Here is a 23,087-nt window from a genome sequence, read left to right as displayed (position 1 = left end):
TTTTGTGAACATATTAATTTGAACATGTTTAAAAACGAATCATCTTTTGACAATGGTATTAGCGCTTTAGAAAGAACTTTCATAAAAAATGGTACTAATAATCCCTCCAAGTATTACTCCCATAGTAGAATCTAATAACAAAAATCTAATTGTTTAATTAGTAATTCTAATCTACCATTTTTTGCTGTACTATCAACTAAAGAAACAGTAAATGGTTGTTGAAACATATTAGAAAATCGAGCAATTAAAGACATAATATTATATTTAGCAAAAGCCGATGCAACTAAAGCTAATTTCGCCCCAACAAGTTGAACTCCATATCCTAAAACTTCTATAGAAGTCGTAAGCATTAAAAATAAAAAGATACAAATTACTTTAAAAGTAATAAACTCCATAATCATACCCCTTAAGTTTCTATAAATACATAACTCAATAATTATATTAAAAATATTCAATATTTTCATTAAAATGCAAATCAATTTCTATTTTATAATCAAAAACTATACTCCTTTATTTTGAATGATGGCATCACCTTTTATTAGAATTGTCCCTTGGTTTAGCAAATGTTTTTTTGTAAATAATATATTTGTTAAACCATTAATTAAGGGGGACTAGTATGCCGCAGGATCGAAAAGAAGAAGTGCAAAACGATACATATGAAGGAAAAGAGGTTATGCCAGATAATCCACAATATCTACCGCGTCACGTGCAAATGGAGCTGCCTCCCGAATTTTCTATAAATCCTCTTTTTGCCCGCAAAGGAGAATCAGTCGTTCCGCGCTTTCACATGCCTGATGAAGGCATGTTACCAGAAACAGCGTATCAAATCGTCCATGATGAAATGACTCTTGATGGCAATGCACGCTTGAATCTTGCAACATTCGTTAGTACATGGATGGAACCTACCGCAGAGCACTTATATGCTAAAGCATTTGATAAGAACATAATTGATAAGGACGAATATCCACAGACAGCTGAAATTGAGGAGCGGTGTGTCCGCATTTTAGCCAACCTCTGGCATTCCCCCAGCCCCCTTACAACTATGGGCGTTTCAACAACTGGATCGTCGGAAGCCTGTATGCTCGGGGGGCTTGCATTAAAGAGACGCTGGCAAAATGCACGAAAAAGAGAGGGTAAGCCGGTGGATCGGCCTAATATTGTGTTTAGTTCTGCTGTTCAAGTCGTTTGGGAAAAATTTGCGAACTATTGGGAGGTTGAACCACGCTATGTGAAGGTTAGCCCTGAGCATCCCCGATTAGATCCTCAAGGGGTCCTTGCAGCCGTGGATGAAAATACGATTGGTGTGGTACCGATTCTCGGTGAGACTTATACCGGACTTTACGAACCGGTTGCCGCCATTGCAAAAGCGTTGGACGATTTACAGGAGAGGACAGGACTCGACATTCCTATGCATGTAGATGCGGCTTCGGGCGGATTTATAGCACCGTTTCTTCAACCAGATTTAGTCTGGGATTTTCAGTTGCCGAGGGTGAAGTCCATCAATGTATCGGGACATAAATATGGATTAGTCTATCCTGGCTTGGGTTGGATAATTTGGCGGGAAGCTGATGATCTCCCCAATGATTTAATCTTCCGCGTCTCCTATTTAGGCGGAAACATGCCGACTTTTGCCCTGAATTTTTCACGTCCTGGCGCACAAGTGCTCCTACAATATTACAATTACCTGCGTTTGGGGAAAAGTGGGTACTATGATGTCCAAAGGGCTTCTCAGAAGGTCGCTCTTTTTCTTAGCAAGGCGATTCAGGAGATGGAACCGTTCGAACTTTTGTCCGATGGTTCGGATATTCCGGTTTTCGCTTGGCAACTGAAAAAAGGTTACACATTAAACTGGAACCTTTATGATTTATCTCGACAATTGCGTGTGTTCGGCTGGCAAGTACCCGCATATCCATTGCCTCCAGATCTAGAAGCAGTGACGATTATGCGCGTTGTGGTTCGAAACGGATTTTCTATGGATCTCGCGCATTTATTTTTGAGGAACCTCAAACAGGCCGTTGCCTTTCTGGATTCCTTGGATGGACCTATGCCACATGATACGAAATGTGATAATGGGTTTCATCACTAATTAGGGAGCAGCTCTCGTCGTCGTTAAATTGAGCTCAACACCCATAACTTTTCGAGCTATCGACTGGGAAGTGGTACAGAAAAGCTGATGGTTTCAACCAAGGGATACATGATGATAGGTGATGAACAAATTGATGCCTGAGGGCTTTACAATATCAAAACATACGCCTAGTTTTCAGAAATCTATTGGCTTTTCTTCTGGTTTCAAAAGACACAATTCAAATCTGTTGAAGAGTTAAAGAAATTTGTAGCTAGTATTTCCTTTTGGGAGGTACCATTAGCTGCTTTAGGAGTTACTCCACCATTACATTGGATTTTAGCGGATAAATGGGGTAAATCTATTGTATTAGAATCGACAAGGAGTAGTGACTAATAGTCCTGAGTTTAATTGGCATTTATAAAATTTAAGACAATATATAGGTCTTAAATCGCAGCCATGCGCGGGGGAGGTACCATTAAGTGCTTTTGGACAAGGTTCAGGTTCAATGGGACTTAATGGAGATTTCACCCCACCATCAAGGTTTATACGGGCAGCGTATGGTAAACAAAATATTCAGGGTATAGATAACGAAGAAGAGGGTATATCGGTCATTTTTCGTATTTTGTAAAATTGTGAGGTTCCAAAAGGAGGAGTAATAACGGAAGAAGATACATTAGATAATACTATTTATACAAGCGCAACGTGCATGGAGTCTGGTACATATTATTACCATATCTATGATTGTAGATAAATTATTGCCCTTCGATATTAGTAACAGGATAGCTGCTTAACGATAAAAATGAATTTGCCAATTTTCTTGCAAAATGTAACGGGTGCTCTACCGATTGGATATGAATATACATAATTAAGGGATTCATGTATAACCAGTGATTATGTAAAGCACTGACAATAATTCCTTGTTGTACAATTGATTTCATAAATGCAGGGATCTCTTCTTGTAGAACCGCGATTTCTCCTAAATTTAATGCATTGCCATTTTGATCCAACGATTCAAAACTTACTCCGACGGGAACTACATAGGCACTTGGTTTTCCTTGAACCAGGACCTTAAAATTGCGGTGAAAAGACACCGAACAACCACCTTGATTTATTTTACTCTTTCCTTTAAGAATTGCAGCAAATTGATCAGAAATGAAATTTAAATTAGACATAAGTTCAATTCCTTTCTCGTGCTAAATTTATTCATTTAGAAATTTAATTTAAAAAATGTAGTTCCTTCTTTTAAAGAAAAGAACTACTTATAAACAACTTTTCTCTAAAATAAACAGGCCGATATGTGCAATTTGTACCCTGTTTATTTTAGAAGAAATATAAATGCTATTTCCCAACAAACATAACTTAATGAACCCTTTCTATATATCATTATAAAGAACTCATAAAGTAGGCAATTGTACATCTTTATTTTATGTAGGTTAGATAAATATGTGCCTTAATAAGTCTGTGCTTTCTTTATGAAATTCTTATTGGTAATTAAACAATAAATTTAATATATTTTAATGATTGTATAGGGTAAAACTTAATTTGTTTTTTCATTGAGACTATTCGTTTTTTCCATATTTCATATGGGAGTAAAGCACAAATTATTAATCCTATTGTTCCTAAAAGTAGCTTTGTTAATTGAGCATCAACAAAATGTCTACTGTTATAACCGTAATGTTGGACAGCGACAATGGATGGAGGTTCTTCTGCTACGCTATATTTAGGAGGAAAGGTTATAAATTCACCGTCTACATTATCCCATGAAGATCGTTATTTACCGAACGCTTGGGTGGTAACAGCAAACCAAAAACAAAAAATAAAGATGACAATTGATGGGAGAAAAATAGATACCAAAACATCAGATGAATTTGATGCGAACATTTCAACGAATTTATGAATTATTAAAAATAGAACAAATACATGATTTTTATCTCGTTAGTTGGAAAATTAAAATTATTTTTTAAAATTAGAAATTATTATTTCATATTCATGATTTGCACAATATCAAACGAGAGTGATGAGGATTCCAAATTTACGGAATTCTTATCACTCTTTTTTAGTTTTTTGTAAATATGGAACAATATCCTTACTTTCACTGTCTATTAAGCGTTAAAACATTTTTTATTAAATAAATTAAGAAAGGAATCATCATTTTTAACTAAGGGAGAAGATTGAATTGAAAAAATTATGGATGCTGCTTTTCGTTTGTTTCGCGGTTATGTTGGTAGGATGTAATAAAAACGAACCGCCAAAACAAGCATTTGAAGAATATATCAATTTATGGAATGATAGAAAATTTACAAATATGTATGATCATTTATCAGATCATGCAAAAAAATCAATTTCTAAAAAAGAATTCACAGAAAAATATCAAAAAATCTATGAGGGGATTGGAGCTAAGAATTTAAAAGTTAAAATGAAAGGAGAGAATACGAAAGATAAAGAGCTTTTTCTTTTTGAAGTTAAGATGGATACCGATGTAGGATCAGTTTCATTCATCCATGAAGCAAAACTTGTGAAAGATAAAGAGTCCTGGAAAATAGATTGGACGCCAGACTTCATTTTTCCAGGAATGAAAAAAGATTACAAAGTACGTATGCAAATAGAGCAAGGAAAACGCGGAGAAATATATGATCGAAATGGAAAAGGGCTTGCAACGAATGGTAAAGCGACTGAGGTTGGAATTATTCCAGAGAAACTAGGCGAAACAGCAGCGCAAACGAAAGAAATAGTAGCACAATTACTTGATATGTCTATAGAAGAGGTCGAACAAAAGCTCACAGCAAAATGGATAAAACCAGACTCCTTTGTACCAATTGGTATTTTAAAAGAGGGAACCAGACAGAATGATTATATTGAATTAGAAGGAGTTTCATCTCACCCAGTAAATATTCGTACGTATCCATTAGGTGAAGCAGCGGCACACTTAACTGGATACATAGGAAAGGTGAATGCGGAGGAGTTAAAATCACTTCAAAAACAAGGTTATCAAGCAGATGATTTAGTAGGTAAGACCGGTTTAGAGAAAGTGTTAGAAAATAAATTGCGTGGTGAAAAGGGTGGACGCGTATTTATAGAAGATGAGAAGGGGAAAGAGATTAAAAACGTAGCAAAAAAAGAAGCAAAAGAAGGAGAAAATGTTACGTTAACAATTGATGCTGCAATTCAAGAAAAAATCTTTAATGAGATGAAAACTGAAGCAGGGTCTAGTGCAGCGGTCAATCCTAAAACAGGTGAAACAATCGCACTTGTAAGTAGCCCTGCTTATAATCCAAATATAATAGTTAGAGGAGCATCGAAAGCCCAACGAGAAGCATGGAGTAACGACTCGAAACTACCAATGACGAATCGCTTTACACAAGCATTTGTACCAGGTTCCGTATTTAAAACGATCACAGGTGCAATTGGTTTGGAAACAAACACAATAAATCCGAAGGAAGAATTTAAAATTCAAGGATTGAAGTGGACAAAAGATTCGTCTTGGGGAAATTACTATGTAACGCGTGTAAAGGATGCAAGTCCAATTGATTTTGATAAGGCAATGAAGTACTCTGATAATATTTATTTTGCTCAACAAGCTTTGAAAATGGGAAAAGATCAGTATGTAAATGAATTTAAAAAGTACGGATTTCATGAAAAATTACCAATCGAATACGAACTTCCTATTTCAATCATTGCAAAAGATGGGATAAAAAACGATATTCAACTTGCAGACACGGGCTATGGACAAGGACAAGTATTAATGACACCATTTCATTTAGCATTAACATATGCACCGATTGTAAATGAAGGGAATATTCCGTCGCCACATCTTTTAAAAGAAGCAAAAGTAGCGGGGAATTGGAAAGAAAATGTGGTTTCTAAAAAGAATCAAGAGATATTAAAGAGTGCATTAATCAAAGTCATTAATGACCCTGATGGCGCAGGGAGAATTGCACAGGTTGATGGTGTGACGCTTGCTGGTAAAACTGGTACAGCAGAACTGAAAGAGTCGAAAGAAGCAGACGGAAAAGAACTGGGATGGTTCGCAGCTTTCGATGCAAATGCGCCAGACATGATTGTTACAATGATGATTGAAGATGTAAAAGGAAGAGGAGGAAGTAACGTTCCAGGTGAAAAAATAAAACATGTATTTCAGAAATAATACTTAATTATAAGGTGAATTTTTCACTAAATTTATTACATGTTTGCTTAACTCAAAGATATAAATTGGGGGAAATATAGAACAATTAAATTTCAAAAAAGCATTCTTTCTAATCGAGAATGCTTTTTTGCTGTCATTCTAGAAAAGTTGACATTGTTAATGGTAAATAGAAGGGAATAGCAAATTGAAATGGACAAGTAGAGTGTTACGTTAAATTCAAAAAATAGATTATTGTGAGTGGATTTTTATCATTGTATGCTTTACTTGTTTTTTAGTAGTATTATTCTGCCTGAAAAAAGATAAACAATGGAACAAATGAAACTTGTATTTTGTCTATATATTGAAACCATAATAAAAAAGTGAGGGCAGTTTTATGTTTATTCAAATAAGTTTGAGGTGTGGAAATGGAACAGACGTTTATTGAAAAGTGTAATCATGATGAGCTGGACTATGTTATAAAAGACTATTGGCAAGATGTATGGAATTATTCATTTATTATTACGAAAGATCCACACTTATCAGATGATATCACGCAAGATGTATTTATAAAGGTGTTTAAAAATTGGAATTCATTTCGAAAGGAGTCATCTATTAAAACGTGGATTTTAAAAATCACAAGAAATACGGCAATAAACTATTTGAAATCCTCCTATTTTAAAAGGATATCTTTAATAGGATTTTTTAGTGACGATAAGCAATCCCTGTCAGCAGAACAAGAATTTTTTAAGCAAGAAGAAATGAATGATGTGTGGAAGGTGGTATTAGAACTACCTAAAAAGCACCGTGAAATAATTATATTGGATGCAAAATATGAATTATCTTATGAAGAAATGGCTGAAACATTAGGAGTATCCATTGGAACTGTAAAATCGAGATTAAGTAGAGCGAGAAGTAAGGTTTCAAAATTAATAGGGGAGGGTAGTAGTGATGAACAATAAACAAAATCCTGACTGGTATAGAAAAATAAAAAAAGGCCCAATGGAGAATCGTAAAGATGAAGAAGAATTTATTTCTAAAATAAAGCAGTCTATATATGAAAATAATGAAGTGGATTTTGAAAAACATAAAAGACCATTTCGTAAAAAAGCATTACCTATTGTAGTTGTTTTGGTTTGTACAATGTTATTTTTCATTGTTCAACAACCTTGGCTTGATGATAATAAATCGCCGGTACAAAGTAGTACTCAAATTAAGCCTAAAACAAAAGATGAGTCTGCTCAAGATCCATCATTAAAACAATTTATGAATGAACTATATCAAAGTACGAACTCAAAAAATGAAAATAACTTGTACAAAGCGTTAAATGATGAAGTTCTATTTAAAGGAAAGAGTTATAGGAAGGATGAATTGAAGTTTGATGAAGATATCTTTCATGAGTTGCAAGTCGCCCTTACAATGGGAGGAGAGTTTGCAAAAGATACAAAGCAAGTATATAAAGTACCAAGTGGATTGACAGAAAGTAACCAACCAAACCAAGCGCATTTTATATATGCAACTGTTACTGGAAATAAAACGAAAATTTTAGCTGAACCAAAGCGAGAATCACAAGTTTTATATGAAGTATCTAATGAAATGGTAAAAGCTTGGATTCCAGAAAAAGTACAGAATAATGGATATATAAAAATATCTACAATTAACGGTAATACTGGATATGTACAGAAAGAGTATGTTTTAACTGATATTAAATATTCATTTATGTTCGAAAAGAATAATGAAGGTATATGGAAAATAATAAATATAGATTCTATATGGTAAAAGAGGAAGGTTCATTAAAGTGAACCTTCCTCTTTATTTTTATTTTCGTTTTGAAGAGTATTCCAGTACTCTAAAATTTCTGATGTAACGAGAGCGGCAATGTTTTTTTCTGAATTACTACCAGGGATAACGACAGAAACGGCAATTTGTGGATCTTCCGTAGGAGCATACGCAATGAAAAGAGAGTGATTTATCATTCTTGCTTGCTCATTTGGAAAACCTGTAATACCTGTTTTACCTGCGACGTCAAAGGGCAACTTTTTAATTTCCTCTATATTTTGACTCATCCCACCTTGCACGACACTCCAAAAGTTCATCGGGTAACGATTTGAACTTTCTAAAATGGGTTTAAACTTTTTGGTTTCCTTACCATCTTGACCAATAATCGCACTTACGATTTGAGGTTTATATTTGTCGCCTTTACTTGCCAAAGTTGCTGCATATTGAGCGAGTTGAAGAGGAGTATGCACTTCATTTCCTCCCCAAGAGGCATTTAATAAAGCTGAAATCCCATTTTCAAATTTATTAGATGGATGGAATTCATATTGTCCGTCTTCTTCAAAGGGTAAATCAATCCCAGTTTTAGAACGTAGGCCGAATTGCATTAAATAATCTGTCCATATATGTGCCACTTTTTCTATATTTCCATTATTTTGGTTGAATAAGGGCAGAGCTACTTTTGCTGTCATAAATGTGTTAGATGAATTAATGATAGCCTGCCTCGGTGTAATCTCCCCTGTTGGTGTTCCAGGCGCATTCGTAATGTTATTTTGATTATCATACTGAAAAGTACCTTTATCTAAATAAGTATCTTCTGGTTGGAAAAGCTTTTCATTTAATCCAATTAAAATAGTGAGTGGTTTTATAGTAGAAGCCATATTTACATAAGATTCACCATACTTTAATTTTTGAATTGCTTTATTTTGCGAAAGAGATTTAATGTTTTCTTTTCTAGAAGATACATGTGTATTTAATATATTTGGATTAAAAGCTACCGAGTTGGCCATAGTTAAAATTGCGCCAGTTTTTGCATCGCTCACTATAGCATAACCAGCTTTAGCATCAGGTGTTTTCTTAATTTGAGATTTTAATGCTTCTTCTGCCTTTTGCTGCAACTCAGAGTCTAAAGCTAGCCGCACATCTTTTCCTTTTTGTACTTTTTGAATGTTCCATAAGAACTTTTTATTATTCAATTTAAAAATAAGAGTTTTGCCTGGTTTTCCTTTTAAATCATTTTCATATTGCAGCTCAATCCCGCTTTTTCCAACAGCCATATGCTTGGACTTAAGGTCATTTTCTACATACCCAATTACTTGTGAACCAATTTCGTGTTTAGGGTAATATCGAATCCATTCATCTTTAATTATTACATTATTGGGTTTGTTTTTGTTTATGAATGCAAGTTCATTCTCATTTATATCAGAGTATAACGGTATATCATTCATAGTCTTCTTTTTACAAGATTGTTGCAATTGAGATTTTATGTTCTCTGTAGAAATATCATGTTGAAACTCGCTTGAAAATTGGTTAAAAAAAGCTAATGTGTTTGATGTATCTTGTTTCGATAGCTTTTCATCATTAGAAGTGCAATATAGAGACTTAACTTTCTTATTTGTAGCTAGCATTACACCATTTTTATCAAAAATCTTTCCTCTTTCAGCTGAAGAAGTTGCGATAGTAATTGAAATGAAGTTGATTTTTAATAAAATTAGTAAAATCAAACCTACAATAGAAAGAACCGCAAAAAATCTCCATCTTCTTGTATGTAACATATAACCCTCCCTTATGTAGCCTATTTCATCTTATATTTAATTATTTTTTTTGTAAATGTGGAACAACTTTATTGTTTAGGTTGTCTATTAAGTATTACAGCATGAAGAAAGGAATAATTAGCATGAAAATTTACTAGCAAGTTTATATGTAAGTTTAATAAGAGTTATTATACAGTTTAGCACTTCTAATGCAAGTGGCAAAAAAAATAGAGAGAAAACAAGAAGGGAGAGTTATTAATTCCGTAGCTAAACGAAAAGGAATGGTTGCTTACAAGGATTAAGCAAAAAATTGAGGCGATATTTATAACCGATTATCGGTATCTAATATATAAGGAATGCTTTTAGTATTTGTAGCAATTCCTGAAAGGATTAAATGGAGGATTTATGAAAGGACAAAAAGGCAAGAAGCAGAAGACATATATATCTATTCGATTAAATATAATGTTCCTTTGCATATTTGTACTATTCTCAGCTATTATTATGCAGCTAGGAAAGGTACAAATCGTTGAGGGAGAGGCTTATAAGAACCAAGTGGAAAGTAGTCAAAATGCAATAACTAGTATTCCAGTTCCACGTGGACAAATTTTAGATCGAGAAGGGAAAACAGTTGTTAATAATAAATCTCTTCGCACAATTACGTATACAAGGGTGAAGGGAATTACGAGTGAAGATATTTTAAAAACAGCAAAAGACTTGGCGAAAGTACTTGAAATGCCTGAACAAGATATAAATAAATTAACAGATATCGATAAAAAAGATTTTTGGATGCAGTTGAATTTGAAACGTGCGGAGACAAAGATTACTAAGAAAGATATAGAAAAGTTTAAAGAAAAGGGTATAGAGGGAAAAGAGTTAGATAAAAAAATAGAAGACTTAAGACGAGGTCGTGTTACAGAGGTAGAATTAGCAGAATTAACAGCACAAGATTTAAAGGTGTTAGCTATTAAAAGTAAAATGAGTTCAGGTTATCAACTAACACCACAAATTATTAAAAAAGATGTAACAGATGAAGAGTATGCGCGGATAAGTGAAAACCTTGCGAATTTTCCAGGAGTAGATGCAACTGTTGATTGGGAACGTAATTATGTAAATGGTAATTTATTTCGTTCTGTATTAGGAAATATTACGAGTAGTGAAGAAGGATTACCGAAAGAAAATTTAGATTCTTATTTAGTACGTGGATATAACCGTAATGATCGTGTTGGAAAAAGTTATATTGAACAACGATATGAAGATGTATTACACGGCACAAAAGAAGAAGTGAAAAATATTACTGATAAATCAGGAAACATTGTTAGCACAGAAATAATCTCTAAAGGAAAAAGTGGTAATAGTTTAACATTAACGATTGATATGGAATTACAAAAGAAAGTGGAAGAAAGTATAGAGAAAAACTTGAGAGCTTTTAAGAGTTCAGAGCCACTGCTCGATCGAGCTTTTGTTGTCATGACGAATCCAAATAACGGACAAATTTTATCAATGGCAGGCAAAAAGATTGTAGAAAAAGAAGGAAGAATAGAGGTTGAGGATTTGGCATTAGGTAACATGACAACTTCGTATGAGCTAGGGTCAGCTGTAAAAGGTGCTACTTTATTAACTGGATATGAGACAGGGGCAATACATCCAGGAGATCAATTTTATGACGCGCCGATGAAATTTAAAGGTACACAAGCTAAGAAATCGTGGAATGTATCCGGATTTGGTAATATTAATGATTTACGGGCTTTACAAGTATCTTCGAATGTATACATGTTCCAAACAGCTTTAAAAATTGCGGGAGTCAATTACGTACCAAATGGCTCATTGGATATTAAACAAGGAGCATTTGATACGATGCGCTATTATTTCAAGCAATTTGGTTTAGGTGTCCCAACAGGTATTGATTTACCGAATGAAATAATTGGACAAACGAGAAAAGTAGATAGTCAACCTGGGTTTTTACTAGATTTTTCTATCGGTCAGTATGATACGTATACGCCGTTGCAATTAGCGCAATATATTTCAACGATTGCGAATGGTGGTTATAGAATGCAACCTCAAATTGTACAAGAAATACGAGAACAATCAATAAAAGAAGAGGTTGGCAAAGTTATACGTTCCATAGAGCCTGTCGTATTAAATCGAATTGATATGAAGAAAGAACATATTGATCGAATAAAAGAAGGGTTTAGATGGGTATTCCAAGAAGGTGATGGAACTGGCGTGAAATATTTCAAAAACGCGCCATATAAACCAGCAGGAAAGACAGGAACAGCCCAAACTGTATATGGTGGAGATGACCCGATTGGTAGAAATGCAAAAGGAGAACGTATGGAATGTTACAACTTAACGTTAGTTGGATATGCTCCATATGATAATCCAGAAGTAGCATTTTCCGTAGTAGTTCCATGGCTTCATGATGATAAAAATGGAATTAATTCTATAATTGGAAAGGAAGTATTAGATGTATACTTTGATTTGAAACAGCAACGTATACATGGTGAAGCTACTAGTACAGGTAGTTCTAAGCAAAATTAGAGTACTTTTCTCAGGGAAGAGACCCTGTTCATATAAAGCCATTTATAAGTAAAAAAATGAAATATGAAATAAGAGATAGAGGCGTCGTAGCTACTATCTCTTATTTTGTTAATAACTCTCATACTAGCTATAATTTTTTTAGTTTGTGGAACAAATTTGGTTCGGTGATTGTCTATTATGTGTACGTATAAAAAGGTGCTAAAAATTTGGAAGGAATGATGATTTTGAAAAATAAGAGGATGCTAAAAATAGGAATATGCGTTGGTATATTAGGTTTAAGTATTACAAGCCTAGAAGCTTTTACAGGAGGGGCACTGCAAGTTGAAGCGAAAGAAAAGACTGGACAAGTGAAACATAAAAATCAGGCGACGCATAAAGAGTTCTCACAACTTGAGAAAAAATTTGATGCTCGAGTAGGTGTATATGCGATTGATACTGGTACAAATCAAACAATCTCTTATCGATCTAACGAAAGATTTGCCTTCGCATCAACCTACAAGGCTTTAGCAGCAGGAGTATTACTACAGCAAAACTCAATTGATACATTAAATGAAGTAATCACATTTACGAAAGAAGACTTAGTGGATTATTCACCTGTTACAGAGAAACATGTAGATACTGGAATGAAACTAGGAGAAATTGCTGAGGCTGCTGTTCGTTCAAGCGATAATACTGCAGGGAACATTTTATTTAATAAAATAGGAGGACCGAAAGGATATGAAAAAGCGCTTAGGCATATGGGGGATCGGATTACTATGTCTGATCGCTTTGAAACAGAATTAAACGAAGCTATTCCAGGAGACATTCGTGACACTAGTACAGCGAAAGCTATTGCTACGAATCTTAAAGCTTTTACGGTCGGAAATGCACTTCCAGCTGAAAAACGTAAAATTCTTACAGAGTGGATGAAAGGAAATGCTACAGGGGACAAACTTATTCGTGCAGGCGTACCAACTGAATGGGTAGTTGGAGATAAATCAGGTGCTGGTAGTTACGGGACAAGAAATGATATTGCTATCGTTTGGCCTCCAAATAGAGCACCAATTATCATCGCAATTTTATCTAGTAAAGATGAGAAAGAGGCAACCTATGATAATCAACTCATTGCAGAGGCAACTAAAGTTATAGTTAAGGCTCTTAAATAGTATTTTAGTTTTCGCATTTTTAACATGAAAGTATTAAAAGTATAAAGTTAGAAAACGACTCTTTTCTTGTGATAAGAGTCGTTTTTGTATTCTTATTATTAAAAAGGTAAAAGTAAAAATATAACGAATATATATGACATATCTCATACGAAATTTCATGTACTGCATTATTTTATTAATTTAAATAAATTTCAAGAAAGTATAATATAATTCAGTTAGCATATAGAAGTGTTTGATGAGAATGTAAAGGAGAAAATATGAAAAAGAAAATTAATAGAATTGTAATGATTATTTGTATATTAGTAGGTTTTACAATCTTTTTATATTTACAGAACAATTTAATAAGTATAACTGAGGTTAAAATAACCTCTAGTAAAATACCATCCTCTTTTAAAGGGTATAAAATTCTACAAATTTCAGACTTACACAATAAAAAATTTGGCGATAATCAAGATGTGTTAATTCAAAAAATAAAAAGTATAGACCCAGATATTATTGCGATTACGGGTGATTTAATTGACAGTAAATCATACGATGCAGAAGTGAGTATGCAATTAATACAAAAAATGGTAAAGAAGTATCCTGTATATTTTGTGACAGGAAACCATGAACAATGGTCTGGAAAGTATAACAGTTTAGAAAAAGAGTTGAAGAAATATGGTGTCAATGTTTTAAGGAATGAACATGTAGGCATTCGAAAGGGTGAGCAAGAAATAAACTTGCTAGGTATTGATGATCCAGAGTTTGTTACTGGAAACCGTGATGAAGGAAATATTATAATAGATGAAATTAAAAAAGCAAAAATTGAAATGCAGCCAGATAGATATAATGTATTATTATCCCATAGGCCTGAATTTATAAAGGAATATACGAATGAGAGGTTGGATTTGGTTTTATCGGGACATGCTCATGGAGGGCAAGTTAGATTGCCATTTATCGGTGGATTAGTTGCTCCAAATCAAGGTGTTTTACCTAAATATACAGCAGGTTTATATGTAGAACAAAATACATCAATGGTAGTGAGTAGAGGATTAGGAAATAGTATCATTCCGCAAAGAATTTTGAATAGGCCAGAGATTGTAGTCGTGCAGTTAAATTAAGCTGTACGATTTTTTTATGCAAAAGTGAGTAAAGAGATTTTATGTATTTTGCAGGAGTTAACATTACAATTTTGTTAAAAATTTTCTACGTTACATAAAGTAACAAAATTTGACCCTGATTGTTTGTTATAGTGTAAATAATCAAAAAACTTAAAATTTGTCGAGTGAAAATTGTGATAAGTAATTCATGTAAAAAACTTAAAGGGGTGTACACATGCATAAAGAATATGAAATTGAAGAATACACGGCGATTGAGGAACAAATACATTATTATTGTAAATGTTTATTAGTAAGTCATCCTGATCAAATAATAAAGTATTTAGAAAAAAGGTTAGAAAAATATGCAGAAACATTACAATATGCACATTTATATCCTGACACAGTTATTTTACCGTTACAGCAATTAGTTATTGAATATTCTTTAGATGTTGCTAGAATTCGGAAGTATATGAATTTAAAAACGTAAAGTGAAATTTATAGTTTAAATGAAACAGAGTCGACTTTAGGAAATGAAATTCTAATGTCGACTCTGTTTCATTGTTTAATATCGTTGATTGAACATACATACTAATCAATGAAGTTTGACATATAATTAAGCAAGGGTAAAATAAAAGTGAGTACTCACTCATTTTATTGGAAAAGGAGGATGGAACGTGCAACAACCTTCAATTATTTTACGGACTGTATCAAAAAGTTTTGGAAAAAAAGAAGTGTTACACAATCTTTCATTGCAAGTTGAAAAAGCAGAAATTTTTGGTTTTGTTGGACCTTCTGGATCGGGGAAAACAACGCTCATTAAAATGATTGCAGGTATTAATGAGGCAACGAAAGGTGAAGTGCTTGTTAATAATACTAATATGCCTAATTTAAATGAAATGAAAAGAATTGGTTATATGGCTCAGGCGGATGCATTATACGAAGAATTGTCAGCATATGAAAATGCAGATTTTATAGCAACGATGTATGGACTAAAGGGAAAACGTAAAAAGACAAGAATTGCAGAGGTTTTTGAACTTGTACAATTGTCTCAGTATATGAAAAAGCAAGTACAACAATTTTCAGGTGGAATGAAAAAACGCTTATCATTAGCAATAGCGCTCCTTCACGAACCAGAAATATTAATTTTAGATGAGCCTACAGTGGGGATAGATCCGCTTCTTAGAAAAACGATTTGGGAAAAATTTTATGATCTTAAAAAGAAAGGCACAACGATTATTGTAACGACGCACATTATGGATGAAGCTGAATTTTGTGAGCGTCTAGGGTTAATTAGAGAAGGGAAACTAGTTGCGGTTGGAACAACTGAAGAATTGAAAAAACGCGTGTCATCTGGACGGATTGAAGATGTCTTTTTGCTAGAAGAGGTGGTGCCATCATGAGAGTTACTGGTGTAATTATACGTATTATTCGTCAATTTTTTCGAGATAAGCGTTCGTTAGCAATGATGTTTGGAGCACCGATGTTATTACTTTGGCTTTTGTCACTAGTGTTTACACAGAAAGACTATATACCGCAAATTGCTGTTGTTGATATGCCCGCTCAAATAGTAAAAATGATGAAAAATCAAGAAGCGTCAATTTATGAATACAGTAAGGAAAAGGCGATTTCTGAGTTGGAAAAACAAAAAGTAGATGCAGTATTTCGTATAGAGAATGGAAAAATGAAACTTCTGTTGGAAGGTAGTGATTCGTCAAAAAATCGTGCTGTACTTCAAGTATTGCAAAAAAGCACAGAGAAGAATGATGTATCGATTATGAAACCTGAAGTAAATTATTTACATGGCTCTAAAGACTTTACGATGTTTGATGGGCTTGGTCCTGTATTAATTGGTTTCTTTACATTTTTCTTTGTATTTATATTATCAGGTGTATCTTTCGTAAGAGAACGTTTAAGTGGTACGCTAGAAAGGTTATTATCCACCCCAGTAAGAAGATGGGAAATAGTCGCAGGTTATATTATTGGTTTTGGAATCTTTGCCTTTATACAATCCATTATTATCGTAAGCTTTTCCGTTTATATTTTAGATTTATACGTAGCTGGCTCCATATGGCTAACGCTACTTATTACATGTATGCTCTCTTTAACTGCACTAACATTAGGTACGTTTTTATCGGCATACGCAAATAATGAATTTCAAATGATTCAATTTATACCGCTTGTTATAGTGCCACAAATCTTCTTTTCTGGATTGTTTCCAATGGAATCTATGAATAAGTGGCTCCAAATGTTAGGGAAAGCATTTCCACTCACATACGGCGCTGACGCAATGAGACAAGTGATGATTCGGAATCAAGGGTTTACAGAGATTGCATTAGATCTTACTGTGTTATTACTTTTTTCACTATTATTTGCAGTAGGAAATGTATTTGCTTTAAAGAAACATCGCAAAATATAATAATGACAAAAAGGAGCTTTATAAATGCAGAAGGATTGGCTGGAGGAATTAATAGCTGCAACTAATACGGATAAACGAAATGAACGTCAAATGCGAATATTAGAGGCGGCTGTTGATATGTTTGGAGAAAAAGGATACGCTTCAACTTCAACAAGTGAAATTGCAAAGCGTGCTGGTGTAGCGGAAGGAACCATCTTCCGCTACTATAAGACGAAAAAAGATTTATTACTAGCGGTCGTAATGCCAACTTTAACTAAGTTCGCTGCACCATTTTTCGTACAAACCTTTGCAAAAGAAATATTTAAATCAGAGTATGAATCGTATGAAGGACTTTTAAGGGTTGTAATTCATAATAGATTTAAATTTGCTCAAAAACACTTTCCTATGATAAAAATATTAATTCAAGAAGTACCATTTCAACCAGAACTAAAAAATGAAATACAGCAATTAGTAGAAACAGAACTGTTTTCACATTTCAAAAAGTTGATTGTGAAATTTCAAGAAGAAGGAGAGATTATTGAGATACCACCATCTTCCGTACTACGTCTTACTTTATCAGCTGTATTAGGTTTATTATTAACACGATTTTTATTATTGCCTGAAGAAAAATGGAATGATGAAGCAGAAATTGAAAATACGATTCAATTTATATTGTATGGATTAACTCCACGAATTTAATCGTCGAAGTGTGAATTACATACATTACTTTTTAAGTAAAAATAAATCGCCTTTAAAAAGGCGATTTATTTTCGTTATATATTTTTGATAAATAAGTACTTGTTTATTAAAAACATTCTAAATCAGCGTGTTTCTTTGTCTCTTCTTCTAAGACCTAATAATCCTGCTAGTCCTAATAAACCAAGCCAAGCCCAATTATTATTTCTATCACGATTATCATTTAAATCATTTGTTGTATTTACATTTCGAGTTCTTACATCATTATTAACTCTGTCTAAATTATTGTCATTTACTCGAGTTGAAATATCAGTGTTATTCACTCTATTCATATTATTTCCATCGTATTCAGCTTGCGCAGATGTACCTAAAAACATAATAGAGAGTGCTAAAACACTTAAAATAGATGATAATTTCTTTTTCATAACAATTCCCTCCTTTCTTAATCATTAATTTCTCCGGAGCATCTGTGTATTATTCATTTCACAATATCTAAACCAGTATAATAGGGCGCACATTTATTGAAAATAGAGTTGAATGATTGTTAATATATTATTGGATATATATTTCTCATAAAAATAAATGAATCAAACTTTGCTTAAAATGTTAATCTTAGTACAATTTATAGTATACGGACTAGCACTAAGGAGGTAATGAGATGCGACAATTTGCAAAACCTACAATCGTCGTAAGTAAATGTTTAGAATTTGATGCTTGTCGATATAATGGAGAGATGATTCCAGATGTAACAATACGAAATTTGCAGCCATTTGTTACATTTATACCTGTTTGTCCAGAAGTGGAGATTGGATTGGGAACTCCTCGTGAAACGATACGAATTGTAGAAGAAAATGGTGAGAACAGACTTGTGCAACCGTCGACACGAGAAGATGTAACTGAAAAAATGGAGCGGTTTTCAAATGACTTTTTACAAACGATATCGGATGTGGATGGTTTTATTTTAAAGAATCGTTCGCCAAGTTGTGGTACGCGTGATGTGAAAATTTATTCTGGTTTTGAAAAAGCGCCAGCAAAGGGAAAAGGATCAGGCTTATTTGGCGGAGCAGTAGTAAAAAAATTTTCGCATCTTCCTATTGAAGAGGAAGGTAGATTGTCGAATTTTATTATTAGAGAGCATTTCTTTACAAGGTTATTTACAATCGCATATTACAAAATGATTAAACATAATAAAAATATGAAAGACCTTGTATCGTTTCAGTCGGACAATAAATATTTATTTATGGCATACAATCAAGTGAAACAAAAGGAATTAGGGCGTATAATTGCAAATCAAAAAAATGAAAAGATTGAAGTTGTATTTGAAAACTATGAGAAGACTTTATATGAATTATTTATGCGCACCCCCCGCTATACATCGAATGTAAATGTATGCGAGCACATTTTTGGATACTTTAAAACAAAGCTAAAAAAACAAGAAAAAGATCATTTTATAGAACTGTTACAAAAGTATGCAGAAAAGAAAATACCACTTAGTAGTTTACTTACAATTTTAAAATCATGGGCCATTCGATTTGATGAAAAGTATTTATTAAGACAAACGTATTTCGAACCATACCCTGAAGCATTAGTAGAAATTTCTGATTCGGGAAAAGGTAGAGATTATTAAACAATAAATTACATAATTCGACACAAAATCTCCTATGTTGTTGTAGAACAATGTAGGAATTTTTTTGTGCATTAGTACAGAATCTGTTTTAAAATTAAGTTATGACAGAATTATAGCAATTGTCTAACTAATATTCTTGTCTTTTAAGTTGTTATGTTTGTAGTAGAAACTCGCACGCTGTCGAAACTCAATATTCGATAAGGGGTGTGTAGCGGAATGGAATTTACTCTAACTCGCGAAAAACAAATGATTAAAGAAATGGTACGTGACTTTGCTGAAAAGGAAATCGCACCGAAAGCTGTATATTATGACAAAACTGCAGAGTTTCCATATGAAACATTTCAAAAAATGGGCGAACTAGGATTATTAGGCATCCCATTCCCAGAAGAGTATGGAGGTTCAGGTGGCGATACTGTATCGTATGCGTTAGCAGTTGAAGAAATTGGTCGCGCTTGTGGTGGCACTGGTTTAAGCTATGCTGCAACAATTTCATTAGGTGCTTCTCCAATTTATTATTTCGGTACAGAAGAACAAAAACAAAAGTATTTAGTTCCAATGGCGTCAGGTAAAACATTAGGTGCCTTCGGATTAACGGAGCCGAATGCTGGATCAGATGCAGGTGGTACTCAAACGAAAGCGGTACTAGATGGCGATGAGTATGTAATCAGTGGTGAGAAGTGTTGGATTACAAACGCAGAGTATGCAAATACCATTATTGTAACCGCTGTCAACGGTGTTGAAGAGAATGGTAGAAAACGCATTTCAGCATTTATCGTACCTACTACTAGTGAAGGATTAACGATTTCTAGTCCTTACGATAAAATGGGCGTTCGCGCTTCTAATACTTGTGAAATCGTACTTGATGGTGTTCGTGTACCGAAAGAAAATATTCTTGGTGATGTAAATAAAGGTTTTAAACAATTTTTATATACACTTGATGGAGGACGTATTTCAATCGCAGCATTGGCAGTTGGTATTGCGCAATCAGCCTTTGAACGTGCATTGCAATATGCGAAAGAACGTCAACAATTTGGAAAGTCAATCTCTAATTTCCAAGCGATTCAATTTAAATTAGCTGATATGGCGACTGAAGTAGAGCTAGCACGCAATTTAGTACATAAAGCAGCTTGGTTAAAAGATAACGATAAACCTTTCGGTAAAGAAGCGGCAATGGCAAAACTATTTGCATCGGAAGCGGCAAGCCGTATTGCGAATCAAGCAGTACAGATTCATGGTGGATATGGCTATATGCGTGAATATGAAGTTGAACGACATATTCGTGATGCGAAACTATTAGAAATTGGTGAAGGAACTTCTGAAATTCAACGTCTCGTAATTGCTAGACATTTAGGATGTAGATAAAAGGGAGGAATCACTATGTTTCAAAAAATATTAATTGCGAATCGCGGGGAAATCGCTGTTCGTATTATGAAAACTTGTCAAAAACTTGGCATTCGCACTGTTGCTATTTATTCTGAAGCAGATGAAAATGCCCTTCATGTGAAAATGGCAAATGAAGCTTACTTAGTAGGTGGACCGCGTGTCCAAGAAAGCTATTTAAACCTTGAAAAAATTATTGAAATAGCTAAGAAGACAAATGCAGAAGCAATTCATCCGGGTTATGGTTTATTATCAGAGAATCCGTCTTTTCCGGTTCGCTGCAAAGAAGAAGGAATCGTATTTATCGGTCCTTCAGAAGAAATCATTACGAAGATGGGAAGTAAAATCGAATCACGTATCGCAATGCAAGCAGCAGATGTCCCAGTAGTCCCAGGTATTACTACAAATATTGAAACTGCTGAAGAAGCAATTGAAATTGCAAAACAAATTGGTTATCCATTAATGCTTAAGGCATCCGCAGGCGGCGGAGGCATTGGTATGCAGTTGATGGAAACTGAGCAAACGCTCACCAAAGCGTTTGAAAGTAATAAAACGAGAGCGCAAAACTTCTTCGGTAACGGAGAAATGTATTTAGAGCGATATATAGCAGACGCGCATCATATTGAAATTCAGCTTTTAGCAGATACACATGGTAACACAGTGTATTTATGGGAGCGTGAATGTTCGGTACAGCGCCGAAATCAAAAAGTAATCGAAGAAGCACCTTCACCATTTTTAGATGAAGGTACACGAAAGGCGATGGGAGAAGTTGCTGTACAAGCTGCCAAAGCACTTGGTTATACAAATGCAGGTACAGTTGAGTTTCTTGTAGATGATCAGAAGAACTTCTATTTCTTAGAGATGAATACGAGATTACAAGTAGAGCATCCAGTGACAGAAGAAATTACGGGATTAGACCTTGTAGAACAACAACTTCTGATTGCAAGTGGAGAGAAACTATCATTTACTCAGGATGATGTAAAACGTAGTGGTCATGCCATTGAAGCTCGTATTTATGCAGAGGATCCGAAAACATTCTTCCCGTCACCTGGGAAAATTACAGATTTAACATTACCGTCAAATGTACGGATTGATCACTTCTTAGAAAATCATGTAACGATTACACCTTTCTATGATCCAATGATTGCGAAAGTCATTGCACATGGCGAGACTCGTGAAGAAGCAATTTCAAAATTACATGATGCTCTAGAGGAATTAAAAGTAGAAGGTATTAAAACGAACACACCAATGCTACTGCAAGTTTTGGAAGACGAAGTGTTCAAAGAGGGTATTTATACAACAGGCTTTGTAACGAAACAACTCGTTAAAAAATAAGATTTAACAATATTAAGGGGGAAAAAATGATGACGAAAGTATACGCATCGATGGCAGGAAACGTTTGGAAGATTGTTGTAGGAGTAGGAGATACAGTAGAGGAAGAGCAGGATGTCGTCATTTTGGAATCTATGAAAATGGAAATTCCAATCATTTCAGAAGAAGCTGGCACAGTTATGAAAATTAATGTGCAAGAAGGCGATTTTGTAAATGAAGGAGATGTATTATTAGAAATTGAATAGGGAGATATAGGGGGAAGCGAATTGAAACTACCTAATTTTGCTGTCATTAAAGAAGTCGGGCCACGTGATGGCTTACAAAATGAAAAAAAGATTGTTGGCACAAAAGATAAAGTAAAATGGATTCAACTACTTACAGAAGCAGGATTGTCGTATGTTGAAGTTTCCTCATTCGTTCACCCAAAATGGATCCCTGCATTAGCGGATGCAAATGATGTATTTTCTGAGCTGAAAAGGGATCCAAATGTTACATATGCTGCGCTTGTTCCGAATCAAAATGGTTTGGAACGAGCTTTTTTGCAAAATGTAGATGAGGTGAATGTTTTTTTATCAGCAAGTGAATCTCATAATAAAAGTAATATTAATAAATCGATTAAAGAAGCATTAGTTGTAATTGAAGATATAACAAAACAGGCATTATTCGAAGGGAAAAAGGTAAGAGGCTATGTTTCTACTGTATTTGGATGTCCTTATGAAGGGGATATAAGTGTCGCAGCAGTTGACGAATTATGTAATCAACTATTTTCATACGGCATTTATGAAGTTTCTCTTGGGGATACAATCGGTGTAGCGAATCCATTACAAGTAGAACAAGTATTAGAACATCTATTAAAGAAGTATGATGCTTCGCAGTTTGCCATGCATTTTCATAATACGTATGGAATGGCTCTAGCGAATGTAGTTAAATCATTAGAATACGGTATTACAACGTTTGATAGTTCTTGTGGTGGACTCGGGGGCTGCCCTTATGCACCAGGAGCATCAGGTAATGTTGCCACTGATGACCTAGTACATATGCTCCATAAATTAGGAGTCCAAACGAATATAGACGAAGAAAAGTTATTGAGAGCTAGTCAATTTATTCAAAGTAAGTTGAATATCCAATTACCGAGTCATGTGTATAGAGCGCTTCAACATAAAACGATAAGTAGGTGAGA

At 34.2% G+C, this 23,087-nt stretch carries 20 protein-coding genes and 3 pseudogenes; 18 read left to right on the top strand and 5 right to left on the bottom strand.

Features of this window, described 5'->3' with window-relative positions:
• Nucleotides 1-131: 131 nt before the first annotated feature.
• The gene (locus ACK1U5_RS06235; RefSeq protein WP_002196508.1) at nucleotides 132-401 is read right to left on the bottom strand and encodes a lipid II flippase family protein; all 270 of its coding nucleotides are present in this window, start codon (nucleotides 399-401) and stop codon (nucleotides 132-134) included.
• A gap of 215 nt (nucleotides 402-616) precedes the next feature.
• Here ACK1U5_RS06235 and ACK1U5_RS06230 point away from each other — a divergent pair, with 215 nt between their 5' ends.
• Together ACK1U5_RS06230 and ACK1U5_RS06225 are read left to right on the top strand one after the other, a co-directional pair.
• Nucleotides 617-2,086 carry a glutamate decarboxylase gene (locus ACK1U5_RS06230; RefSeq protein ID WP_001135431.1) on the top strand — a complete coding sequence of 490 codons (1,470 nt, stop codon included), beginning with the start codon at nucleotides 617-619 and terminating at the stop codon, nucleotides 2,084-2,086.
• 207 nt (nucleotides 2,087-2,293) lie between these two features.
• Nucleotides 2,294-2,813: pseudogene (locus ACK1U5_RS06225) on the top strand (linear amide C-N hydrolase); the annotation flags it as partial.
• Between the two features lie 4 nt (nucleotides 2,814-2,817).
• Here ACK1U5_RS06225 and ACK1U5_RS06220 read toward each other — a convergent pair.
• Nucleotides 2,818-3,237: a DUF1259 domain-containing protein gene (locus ACK1U5_RS06220; RefSeq protein ID WP_000067577.1), complete on the bottom strand. Its 420-nt coding sequence runs from the start codon at nucleotides 3,235-3,237 to the stop codon at nucleotides 2,818-2,820.
• A gap of 379 nt (nucleotides 3,238-3,616) precedes the next feature.
• Nucleotides 3,617-3,760: pseudogene (locus tag ACK1U5_RS06215) on the bottom strand (cell division protein FtsW); the annotation flags it as partial.
• Here ACK1U5_RS06215 and ACK1U5_RS06210 point away from each other — a divergent pair.
• The 4 genes and pseudogenes from ACK1U5_RS06210 to ACK1U5_RS06195 all read left to right on the top strand — a co-directional run.
• Nucleotides 3,756-3,962: pseudogene (locus ACK1U5_RS06210) on the top strand (phosphodiester glycosidase family protein); the annotation flags it as partial. The pseudogenes ACK1U5_RS06215 and ACK1U5_RS06210 overlap by 5 nt on opposite strands.
• Nucleotides 3,963-4,241: 279 nt before the next feature.
• Nucleotides 4,242-6,209 (top strand): penicillin-binding transpeptidase domain-containing protein, encoded by a 1,968-nt coding sequence (locus tag ACK1U5_RS06205; protein WP_069604687.1) that lies wholly within the window; start codon nucleotides 4,242-4,244, stop codon nucleotides 6,207-6,209.
• 404 nt (nucleotides 6,210-6,613) lie between these two features.
• Nucleotides 6,614-7,147 carry an RNA polymerase sigma factor gene (locus ACK1U5_RS06200; RefSeq protein ID WP_000438327.1) on the top strand — a complete coding sequence of 178 codons (534 nt, stop codon included), beginning with the start codon at nucleotides 6,614-6,616 and terminating at the stop codon, nucleotides 7,145-7,147.
• A complete protein-coding gene (locus ACK1U5_RS06195; RefSeq protein ID WP_001060751.1) occupies nucleotides 7,137-7,964 on the top strand; it encodes an SH3 domain-containing protein in 828 nt (275 codons plus the stop codon). Before ACK1U5_RS06200 ends, ACK1U5_RS06195 begins: the two co-directional genes overlap by 11 nt.
• A gap of 14 nt (nucleotides 7,965-7,978) precedes the next feature.
• On the opposite strand, the gene ACK1U5_RS06190 is transcribed toward ACK1U5_RS06195, so the two are convergent.
• Entirely contained in the window at nucleotides 7,979-9,736 is a 1,758-nt protein-coding gene (locus tag ACK1U5_RS06190; protein WP_000903423.1) for a peptidoglycan D,D-transpeptidase FtsI family protein, read from the bottom strand.
• A 384-nt stretch (nucleotides 9,737-10,120) separates the two neighbouring features.
• Here ACK1U5_RS06190 and ACK1U5_RS06185 point away from each other — a divergent pair, with 384 nt between their 5' ends.
• The 7 genes from ACK1U5_RS06185 (at nucleotide 10,121) to ACK1U5_RS06155 (ending at nucleotide 17,571) form a co-directional block, all read left to right on the top strand.
• Nucleotides 10,121-12,253, top strand: coding sequence for a peptidoglycan D,D-transpeptidase FtsI family protein (locus ACK1U5_RS06185; protein WP_000678283.1), 2,133 nt, complete (start codon nucleotides 10,121-10,123; stop codon nucleotides 12,251-12,253).
• Nucleotides 12,254-12,471: 218 nt separating this feature from the next.
• The gene (gene bla / locus ACK1U5_RS06180; RefSeq protein ID WP_002098388.1) at nucleotides 12,472-13,398 is read left to right on the top strand and encodes a class A beta-lactamase Bla1; all 927 of its coding nucleotides are present in this window, start codon (nucleotides 12,472-12,474) and stop codon (nucleotides 13,396-13,398) included.
• A gap of 257 nt (nucleotides 13,399-13,655) precedes the next feature.
• Complete coding sequence (locus ACK1U5_RS06175) at nucleotides 13,656-14,498, top strand: metallophosphoesterase (RefSeq protein WP_000727186.1); 843 nt, start codon at nucleotides 13,656-13,658, stop codon at nucleotides 14,496-14,498.
• A 214-nt stretch (nucleotides 14,499-14,712) separates the two neighbouring features.
• A complete protein-coding gene (locus ACK1U5_RS06170; RefSeq protein ID WP_000548621.1) occupies nucleotides 14,713-14,964 on the top strand; it encodes a hypothetical protein in 252 nt (83 codons plus the stop codon).
• A gap of 187 nt (nucleotides 14,965-15,151) precedes the next feature.
• Nucleotides 15,152-15,877, top strand: coding sequence for an ABC transporter ATP-binding protein (locus tag ACK1U5_RS06165; RefSeq protein ID WP_001187071.1), 726 nt, complete (start codon nucleotides 15,152-15,154; stop codon nucleotides 15,875-15,877).
• Nucleotides 15,874-16,893, top strand: a complete 1,020-nt coding sequence (locus ACK1U5_RS06160; protein WP_001266717.1) for an ABC transporter permease — start codon at nucleotides 15,874-15,876, stop codon at nucleotides 16,891-16,893. The genes ACK1U5_RS06165 and ACK1U5_RS06160 overlap by 4 nt, the downstream gene beginning before the upstream one ends.
• Before the next feature lie 24 nt (nucleotides 16,894-16,917).
• Nucleotides 16,918-17,571 (top strand): TetR/AcrR family transcriptional regulator, encoded by a 654-nt coding sequence (locus tag ACK1U5_RS06155; RefSeq protein ID WP_001168192.1) that lies wholly within the window; start codon nucleotides 16,918-16,920, stop codon nucleotides 17,569-17,571.
• A gap of 122 nt (nucleotides 17,572-17,693) precedes the next feature.
• On the opposite strand, the gene ACK1U5_RS06150 is transcribed toward ACK1U5_RS06155, so the two are convergent.
• Nucleotides 17,694-17,993 carry a WGxxGxxG family protein gene (locus ACK1U5_RS06150; protein ID WP_000728151.1) on the bottom strand — a complete coding sequence of 100 codons (300 nt, stop codon included), beginning with the start codon at nucleotides 17,991-17,993 and terminating at the stop codon, nucleotides 17,694-17,696.
• A 233-nt stretch (nucleotides 17,994-18,226) separates the two neighbouring features.
• On the opposite strand from ACK1U5_RS06150, the gene ACK1U5_RS06145 reads away from it, so the two are divergent.
• From ACK1U5_RS06145 to mvaB, 5 genes are all read left to right on the top strand, one after another.
• On the top strand, nucleotides 18,227-19,195 hold the full coding sequence (locus tag ACK1U5_RS06145) for a YbgA family protein (RefSeq protein WP_001248647.1): 969 nt from the start codon (nucleotides 18,227-18,229) through the stop codon (nucleotides 19,193-19,195).
• 216 nt (nucleotides 19,196-19,411) lie between these two features.
• The gene (locus tag ACK1U5_RS06140) at nucleotides 19,412-20,557 is read left to right on the top strand and encodes an acyl-CoA dehydrogenase (protein WP_000397282.1); all 1,146 of its coding nucleotides are present in this window, start codon (nucleotides 19,412-19,414) and stop codon (nucleotides 20,555-20,557) included.
• A 15-nt stretch (nucleotides 20,558-20,572) separates the two neighbouring features.
• On the top strand, nucleotides 20,573-21,910 hold the full coding sequence (locus tag ACK1U5_RS06135; protein WP_000486742.1) for an acetyl-CoA carboxylase biotin carboxylase subunit: 1,338 nt from the start codon (nucleotides 20,573-20,575) through the stop codon (nucleotides 21,908-21,910).
• Nucleotides 21,911-21,936: 26 nt separating this feature from the next.
• Complete coding sequence (locus tag ACK1U5_RS06130) at nucleotides 21,937-22,152, top strand: acetyl-CoA carboxylase biotin carboxyl carrier protein subunit (protein ID WP_001987345.1); 216 nt, start codon at nucleotides 21,937-21,939, stop codon at nucleotides 22,150-22,152.
• Between the two features lie 21 nt (nucleotides 22,153-22,173).
• Nucleotides 22,174-23,085, top strand: coding sequence for a hydroxymethylglutaryl-CoA lyase (gene mvaB / locus ACK1U5_RS06125; protein WP_069604920.1), 912 nt, complete (start codon nucleotides 22,174-22,176; stop codon nucleotides 23,083-23,085).
• Nucleotides 23,086-23,087 lie beyond the last annotated feature (2 nt).

This window comes from Bacillus sp. XB1, assembly GCF_053557995.1.
The sequence above is the reverse complement of the archived record's forward strand: the minus strand, read 5'-3'. Positions and strand labels throughout refer to the sequence as shown.

Excerpts from the sequence above, each read along its gene's own strand:
- ACK1U5_RS06235 (WP_002196508.1), bottom strand. The coding sequence starts at position 401 with ATGATTATGGAGTTTATTACTTTTAAAGTAATTTGTATCTTTTTATTT.
- ACK1U5_RS06230 (WP_001135431.1), top strand. The coding sequence starts at position 617 with ATGCCGCAGGATCGAAAAGAAGAAGTGCAAAACGATACATATGAAGGA.
- ACK1U5_RS06220 (WP_000067577.1), bottom strand. The coding sequence starts at position 3,237 with ATGTCTAATTTAAATTTCATTTCTGATCAATTTGCTGCAATTCTTAAA.
- ACK1U5_RS06200 (WP_000438327.1), top strand. The coding sequence starts at position 6,614 with ATGGAACAGACGTTTATTGAAAAGTGTAATCATGATGAGCTGGACTAT.
- ACK1U5_RS06195 (WP_001060751.1), top strand. The coding sequence starts at position 7,137 with ATGAACAATAAACAAAATCCTGACTGGTATAGAAAAATAAAAAAAGGC.
- ACK1U5_RS06190 (WP_000903423.1), bottom strand. The coding sequence starts at position 9,736 with ATGTTACATACAAGAAGATGGAGATTTTTTGCGGTTCTTTCTATTGTA.
- ACK1U5_RS06185 (WP_000678283.1), top strand. The coding sequence starts at position 10,121 with ATGAAAGGACAAAAAGGCAAGAAGCAGAAGACATATATATCTATTCGA.
- bla (WP_002098388.1), top strand. The coding sequence starts at position 12,472 with ATGATTTTGAAAAATAAGAGGATGCTAAAAATAGGAATATGCGTTGGT.
- ACK1U5_RS06175 (WP_000727186.1), top strand. The coding sequence starts at position 13,656 with ATGAAAAAGAAAATTAATAGAATTGTAATGATTATTTGTATATTAGTA.
- ACK1U5_RS06170 (WP_000548621.1), top strand. The coding sequence starts at position 14,713 with ATGCATAAAGAATATGAAATTGAAGAATACACGGCGATTGAGGAACAA.
- ACK1U5_RS06160 (WP_001266717.1), top strand. The coding sequence starts at position 15,874 with ATGAGAGTTACTGGTGTAATTATACGTATTATTCGTCAATTTTTTCGA.
- ACK1U5_RS06155 (WP_001168192.1), top strand. The coding sequence starts at position 16,918 with ATGCAGAAGGATTGGCTGGAGGAATTAATAGCTGCAACTAATACGGAT.
- ACK1U5_RS06150 (WP_000728151.1), bottom strand. The coding sequence starts at position 17,993 with ATGAAAAAGAAATTATCATCTATTTTAAGTGTTTTAGCACTCTCTATT.
- ACK1U5_RS06145 (WP_001248647.1), top strand. The coding sequence starts at position 18,227 with ATGCGACAATTTGCAAAACCTACAATCGTCGTAAGTAAATGTTTAGAA.
- ACK1U5_RS06140 (WP_000397282.1), top strand. The coding sequence starts at position 19,412 with ATGGAATTTACTCTAACTCGCGAAAAACAAATGATTAAAGAAATGGTA.
- ACK1U5_RS06135 (WP_000486742.1), top strand. The coding sequence starts at position 20,573 with ATGTTTCAAAAAATATTAATTGCGAATCGCGGGGAAATCGCTGTTCGT.
- ACK1U5_RS06130 (WP_001987345.1), top strand. The coding sequence starts at position 21,937 with ATGATGACGAAAGTATACGCATCGATGGCAGGAAACGTTTGGAAGATT.